A 5,195-nucleotide genomic window follows, 5' to 3' on the forward strand; every position below is an offset into this window, starting at 1 on the left:
GGTAAGCAGAGTTTTTGAAATGTAAGGCCTTTGAATAAGACAAAAGGCTGCCTCATCGCTAACTTTGCAACAGTGCCGCGCGACGAGCAGCAGCACCAGGAGCAGAAGCACGTCGAGAAAAAGCAACAGCAGATCGAGCAGCGCCCACGGCGGGCCGCTCGCATCGGATAAGTCGAAAAATCCGGCTAAAGTGGCCGAGCTGCACATCAGGCCGCGCGGTTTTCCTCCCTGATCGCCGGCGCGGTTTCTTCCTCCCTGAACCGCATGCAGACTTGCCGCCTCGGACACCCCGAGGCGGTTTTTTTTCGCCTCGCTCGAGCATCGCCGCATCCGACGATGCCGAGACGACCAGGCCGCGCACGTCGAGCTGCAGCATCGCCATTGCCGACGATGGCACCAGGTCGCCGGCGGTGGCCACCGACCTCGAGCTCGCATCGCCACATCCGACGATGCGCGCCGGCGTCGACCATCGCCAGGTCTGACGATGGCGGCCGCCCTGCCCTGGATCTCGCATCGCCATTTCTGGCGATGAGATCCACGGAGCGGCCATTTAGACCCGCCAATAACGACCCGGCCAAGATAAATCGCATGACGGCCTTTTTGGCCGGGGGTAGCATGACCGGACACTTTGCGTATGCCCAAAGGAGCCCGCAAGTATGCGCAGGACGAAGCCAGTAGCCGCGCCGATGGTGGCGCGGGTCTATCTGCGCGTCAGCACCGACGCGCAGGACTTGGAACGCCAAGAGGCGATCACTACGGCCGCGAAGGCCGCCGGCTACTACGTCGCCGGCATCTACCGTGAGAAGGCATCCGGCGCACGCGCCGACCGGCCTGAGCTGCTGCGCATGATCGGCGACCTACAGCCCGGCGAGGTGGTCATTGCCGAGAAGATCGACCGCATCAGCCGCCTACCTTTGCCCGAGGCCGAGCGCCTGGTGGCCTCGATACAGGCCAAAGGCGCAAGCCTGGCCGTCCCTGGCGTGGTCGATCTATCCGACCTGGCGGCCGAGGCCCAGGGCGTCGCCAAGATCGTGCTGGAAGCCGTGCAGATCATGCTTTTTCGCCTGGCCTTGCAGATGGCCCGCGACGACTACGAGGACAGGCGCGAACGCCAGCGCCAAGGCATTGAGTTGGCCCGCCAGGCCGGGCGGTACAAGGGCCGCCGTGCTGATCCGAAGCGCCGCGCCCAAGTTGTCGCGCTGCGCAAGTCCGGCTACAGCATCAACAAGACCGCCGAGCTGGCCGGGTACAGTGCGGCCCAGGTGAAACGGATATGGGCCGAGGTCAGCCAGGCCGAAGCGAAGCAGCACGGCGCGTTCGTGGAGGACGCATTGACGGAAGCCGATGCCCTGGCCGCTGTCGGCCAGGATGAGCGCCAGGAGGAAAGGGCATGAAGAAGCCGAACCAAGACGACGAGCCGTTTTTCATCACCGAGGAGATTGCGGCCGAAATGATCGCCGGCGGCTATGAGTTCGAGCTGCCGCCCATTCCTTGCACCATCCGCCTACGCGACGTGCTGGAGCGCATGACCGATGCTGAGCTAGCATTGCAGCCGGGCGAGATCGCCGACCAGGAGCGTGAACGCTGCCGGCGCAAGCCGTGTTCAACCTCATGATCTGGTCATGGTATTTTTCATGGCACTGAGCCTGATAGTTCTTGCAAATTGTTGTCACTAAAGGGTTTTGTGTGCTTGTTTACAATCGAGTGGGAGTGACGGGCACTGGCTGGCAATGTCTAGCAACGGCAGGCATTTCGGCTGAGGGTAAAAGAACTTTCCGCTAAGCGATAGACTGTATGTAAACACAGTATTGCAAGGACGCGGAACATGCCTCATGTGGCGGCCAGGACGGCCAGCCGGGATCGGGATACTGGTCGTTACCAGAGCCACCGACCCGAGCAAACCCTTCTCTATCAGATCGTTGACGAGTATTACCCGGCATTCGCTGCGCTTATGGCAGAGCAGGGAAAGGAATTGCCGGGCTATGTGCAACGGGAATTTGAAGAATTTCTCCAATGCGGGCGGCTGGAGCATGGCTTTCTACGGGTTCGCTGCGAGTCTTGCCACGCCGAGCACCTGGTCGCTTTCAGCTGTAAGCGTCGCGGTTTCTGCCCGAGCTGTGGGGCGCGGCGGATGGCCGAAAGTGCCGCCTTGCTGGTTGATGAAGTACTGCCTGAACAACCCATGCGTCAGTGGGTGTTGAGCTTCCCGTTTCAGCTGCGTTTCCTGTTTGCCAGCCGGCCCGAGATCATGGGGTGGGTGCTGGGCATCGTTTACCGCGTCATTGCCACGCACCTGGTCAAGAAAGCGGGCCATACCCACCAAGTGGCCAAGACGGGCGCGGTCACCCTGATCCAGCGTTTTGGATCGGCGCTCAATCTGAATGTTCACTTCCACATGCTGTTTCTCGACGGTGTGTATGTCGAGCAATCCCACGGCTCAGCGCGTTTCCGCTGGGTCAAGGCGCCGACCAGCCCAGAGCTCACCCAGCTGACGCACACCATCGCCCACCGGGTGGGTCGCTATCTGGAACGGCAAGGCCTGCTGGAACGGGATGTCGAAAACAGCTATCTGGCCTCGGATGCGGTGGATGACGACCCGATGACACCCCTGCTGGGGCACTCGATCACTTACCGTATCGCTGTCGGTTCACAGGCGGGGCGAAAGGTGTTCACTTTGCAAACTCTGCCGACCAGTGGTGATCCGTTCGGTGACGGGATTGGCAAGGTAGCCGGGTCCAGCCTGCACGCCGGCGTGGCGGCCAGGGCCGATGAACGCAAGAAGCTCGAACGGCTGTGCCGGTACATCAGCCGCCCGGCGGTATCCGAGAAGCGGCTGTCGTTAACACGAGGCGGCAACGTGCGCTACCAGCTCAAGACGCCGTACCGGGACGGCACCACGCACGTCATTTTCGAACCATTGGATTTCATTGCAAGGCTGGCCGCCCTGGTACCGAAGCCCAGAGTCAACCTAACCCGCTTCCACGGGGTGTTCGCACCCAACAGTCGGCACCGGGCGTTGGTCACGCCGGCAAAACGGGGCAGGGGCAACAAGGTCAGGGTGGCTGATGAACCGGCAACACCAGCACAACGGCGAGCGTCGATGACATGGGCGCAACGGCTCAAGCGTGTTTTCAATATCGACATCGAGACCTGCAGCGGCTGCGGCGGCGCCATGAAAGTCATCGCCTGCATTGAAGACCCTATAGTGATCAAGCAGATCCTTGATCACCTGAAGCACAAAGCCGAAACCAGCGGGACCAGGGCGTTACCCGAAAGCCGGGCGCCACCGGCTGAGCTGCTCCTGGGTCTGTTTGACTGACGAGCCTGAAGGCCAACGATACCAATCAAAATGCTGCGTTCACAGCGCCGCGGCAGGGATCCGCCGTGCTGGTTGTCGGAAAAGGAGCCGCTAGTGGGAAAGAGGAGGGTAAATTTTCAGCGTTGCTGGCTCCCCGTCAGCCGGATTGGGTTGCATCGCAGGGGTGTCGAAAGAGTCAACTGCGGTCCAAAGCTGTTGGACTTGGGTGAAAAGGGCGTTTATTCTTCCTATACGTTGTCGGCAGCGGGCCAAAAAGGAATACGTCCATGCCCATCGAGGTGAAACCGGCTGTGAGCGCGGGTTCAAGCATATAGCCCGACAGGCGCGTATCCTTGCCGATCACGACACGATGGCGGTGGTCACCGCGACGAAAGACACGGCCAGCCGCCATGCCGACGCGCAAGGCGGTTTCCGCCGTCATCGCGCCTTCGTTGGCTTTGCCACGAATACCGTCTGTGCCGAAATATTTGCGCACCATAAGGTCGATTATCCTGTCGTCGGGTCGCCCTCAAAGGGGACATGCCTGCTGAACCGCGAATATAGAGAAATATCCCGAATGTGCAGTTAACGAATTCTTGCGGTTTCTTTCAGCGCCGCCAATACCGCCAGCCCGTCGCGCAAGGGGCGCGGCTCGTGTGTGCGGATGAAGTCAGCTCCACCTGCGGCGGCGGCAAGCTCTGCAGCGAGTGTCGCGGCCCCGACATCCCCCGGACCACGGCCTGTGAGCGCGCGCAGAAAGGATTTGCGCGAAACAGACAGAAGCACCGGCAAATCGAAGCGCAGCCGCAATTCATCGAACCGCGCCAGCACCGAGAGCGAGGTTTCGGGAGCAGCCCCCAGAAAAAACCCCATGCCGGGATCAAGGACAAGGCGGTTGCGTTTGATACCGGCACCCGTCAGCGCCGCGATGCGCGCGTCAAAGAACGCCGCAATGTGATCCATGATGTCGCCAGCGGGTGCCTCGCGCCGATCCGCCTGCCCGTCTTGCACCGAATGCATAACGACGAGTTTGGCAGATGATTTCGCCAATTGCGGATAGAACGCAGCGTCTGGAAAACCGCGAATATCATTGAGATAGGCCACACCACGCGACAAGGCATAGGCTTGCGTCGCGGGTTGATAACTGTCGAGCGAGACGGGAATGCCATCTGCCTTGAGCGCGTCCAGCACCGGCGCGATACGCGCGATTTCTGTGTCGGACGAAACAGGCGCGGCGTCGGGATTGCTGGATGCCGGACCGAGGTCGATCACATCTGCCCCCTCGGCCATCAGCTTACGCGCCTGCGCAATGGCTGCGTCTGGCGCCAGATACCGGCCTCCATCGGAGAAACTGTCCGAGGTTATGTTGACGATGCCGAAAATGATGAGCGATTTATTCATGGGGGCTTCTATAATAATAATCGAGCATGAGTCTCATACGGATGCTCGGGTCGAAAGGGAATCCCCAGGCGAGTAACCTGTTTGCGGTGATCCATTAGCTGCAGGAGCAGAATAGCATACATCTGGAAGCAAAGCCAGGAAAGCGGCCTATGGAGCTGTGCGGCAGCGCTCAGTAGGCAATTTTTCAAAATATTGTTAAGCCTTTTCTGAGCATGGTATTTTTCATGGTATTACCAATTAGCAGGAAAATAAGCCATTGAATATAAAAGATAAAAATGTCTTGTTTACAATAGAGTGGGTATCGGAGACGAAGAAGGACAAGGTACATGCTGACCGATACCAAGCTGCGCAATCTCAAGCCCAGGGACAAACTCTACAAAGTGAATGACCGGGAAGGTCTCTATGTGGGGGTCGCCTCAGAAAACGGAATCTATGGTCACTCCCGTTTTTGCAACACCGATTTTGACGACAAGTTGGCTTGCTTGAATCTATCCGG

6 protein-coding genes and 1 pseudogene are annotated in these 5,195 nt (G+C 59.5%); 4 read left to right on the forward strand and 3 right to left on the reverse strand.

Going from position 1 to position 5,195, the window contains the following annotated elements; genetic code table 11:
* A partial coding sequence (locus RYZ59_RS24295) for a hypothetical protein (protein ID WP_170868628.1) occupies positions 1-330 on the reverse strand: 330 nt, incomplete at its 3' end.
* 326 nt (positions 331-656) lie between these two features.
* On the opposite strand from RYZ59_RS24295, the gene RYZ59_RS24300 reads away from it, so the two are divergent.
* The 3 genes from RYZ59_RS24300 (at position 657) to RYZ59_RS24310 (ending at position 3,319) form a co-directional block, all read left to right on the forward strand.
* Entirely contained in the window at positions 657-1,394 is a 738-nt protein-coding gene (locus RYZ59_RS24300; protein WP_001446887.1) for a recombinase family protein, read from the forward strand.
* On the forward strand, positions 1,391-1,615 hold the full coding sequence (locus RYZ59_RS24305) for a hypothetical protein (RefSeq protein WP_000743213.1): 225 nt from the start codon (positions 1,391-1,393) through the stop codon (positions 1,613-1,615). Before RYZ59_RS24300 ends, RYZ59_RS24305 begins: the two co-directional genes overlap by 4 nt.
* Positions 1,616-1,825: 210 nt before the next feature.
* A complete protein-coding gene (locus RYZ59_RS24310) occupies positions 1,826-3,319 on the forward strand; it encodes an IS91-like element ISVsa3 family transposase (RefSeq protein ID WP_001120888.1) in 1,494 nt (497 codons plus the stop codon).
* A 175-nt stretch (positions 3,320-3,494) separates the two neighbouring features.
* Here RYZ59_RS24310 and RYZ59_RS24315 read toward each other — a convergent pair whose 3' ends face one another.
* Entirely contained in the window at positions 3,495-3,797 is a 303-nt protein-coding gene (locus tag RYZ59_RS24315) for a phosphoglucosamine mutase (protein WP_000251875.1), read from the reverse strand.
* 86 nt (positions 3,798-3,883) lie between these two features.
* Entirely contained in the window at positions 3,884-4,699 is an 816-nt protein-coding gene (gene sul2, locus RYZ59_RS24320) for a sulfonamide-resistant dihydropteroate synthase Sul2 (protein WP_001043260.1), read from the reverse strand.
* 326 nt (positions 4,700-5,025) lie between these two features.
* On the opposite strand from sul2, the pseudogene RYZ59_RS24325 reads away from it, so the two are divergent.
* Positions 5,026-5,130 (forward strand): annotated as a pseudogene (locus RYZ59_RS24325) (Arm DNA-binding domain-containing protein); the annotation flags it as partial.
* Between the last annotated feature and the right edge of the window lie 65 nt (positions 5,131-5,195).

The organism is Citrobacter sp. HN-141, from assembly GCF_033341895.1.
In the GTDB taxonomy this organism is placed as follows: Bacteria; Pseudomonadota; Gammaproteobacteria; order Enterobacterales; family Enterobacteriaceae; genus Citrobacter.

Excerpts from the sequence above, each read along its gene's own strand:
- RYZ59_RS24300 (WP_001446887.1), top strand. The coding sequence starts at position 657 with ATGCGCAGGACGAAGCCAGTAGCCGCGCCGATGGTGGCGCGGGTCTAT.
- RYZ59_RS24305 (WP_000743213.1), top strand. The coding sequence starts at position 1,391 with ATGAAGAAGCCGAACCAAGACGACGAGCCGTTTTTCATCACCGAGGAG.
- RYZ59_RS24310 (WP_001120888.1), top strand. The coding sequence starts at position 1,826 with ATGCCTCATGTGGCGGCCAGGACGGCCAGCCGGGATCGGGATACTGGT.
- RYZ59_RS24315 (WP_000251875.1), bottom strand. The coding sequence starts at position 3,797 with ATGGTGCGCAAATATTTCGGCACAGACGGTATTCGTGGCAAAGCCAAC.
- sul2 (WP_001043260.1), bottom strand. The coding sequence starts at position 4,699 with ATGAATAAATCGCTCATCATTTTCGGCATCGTCAACATAACCTCGGAC.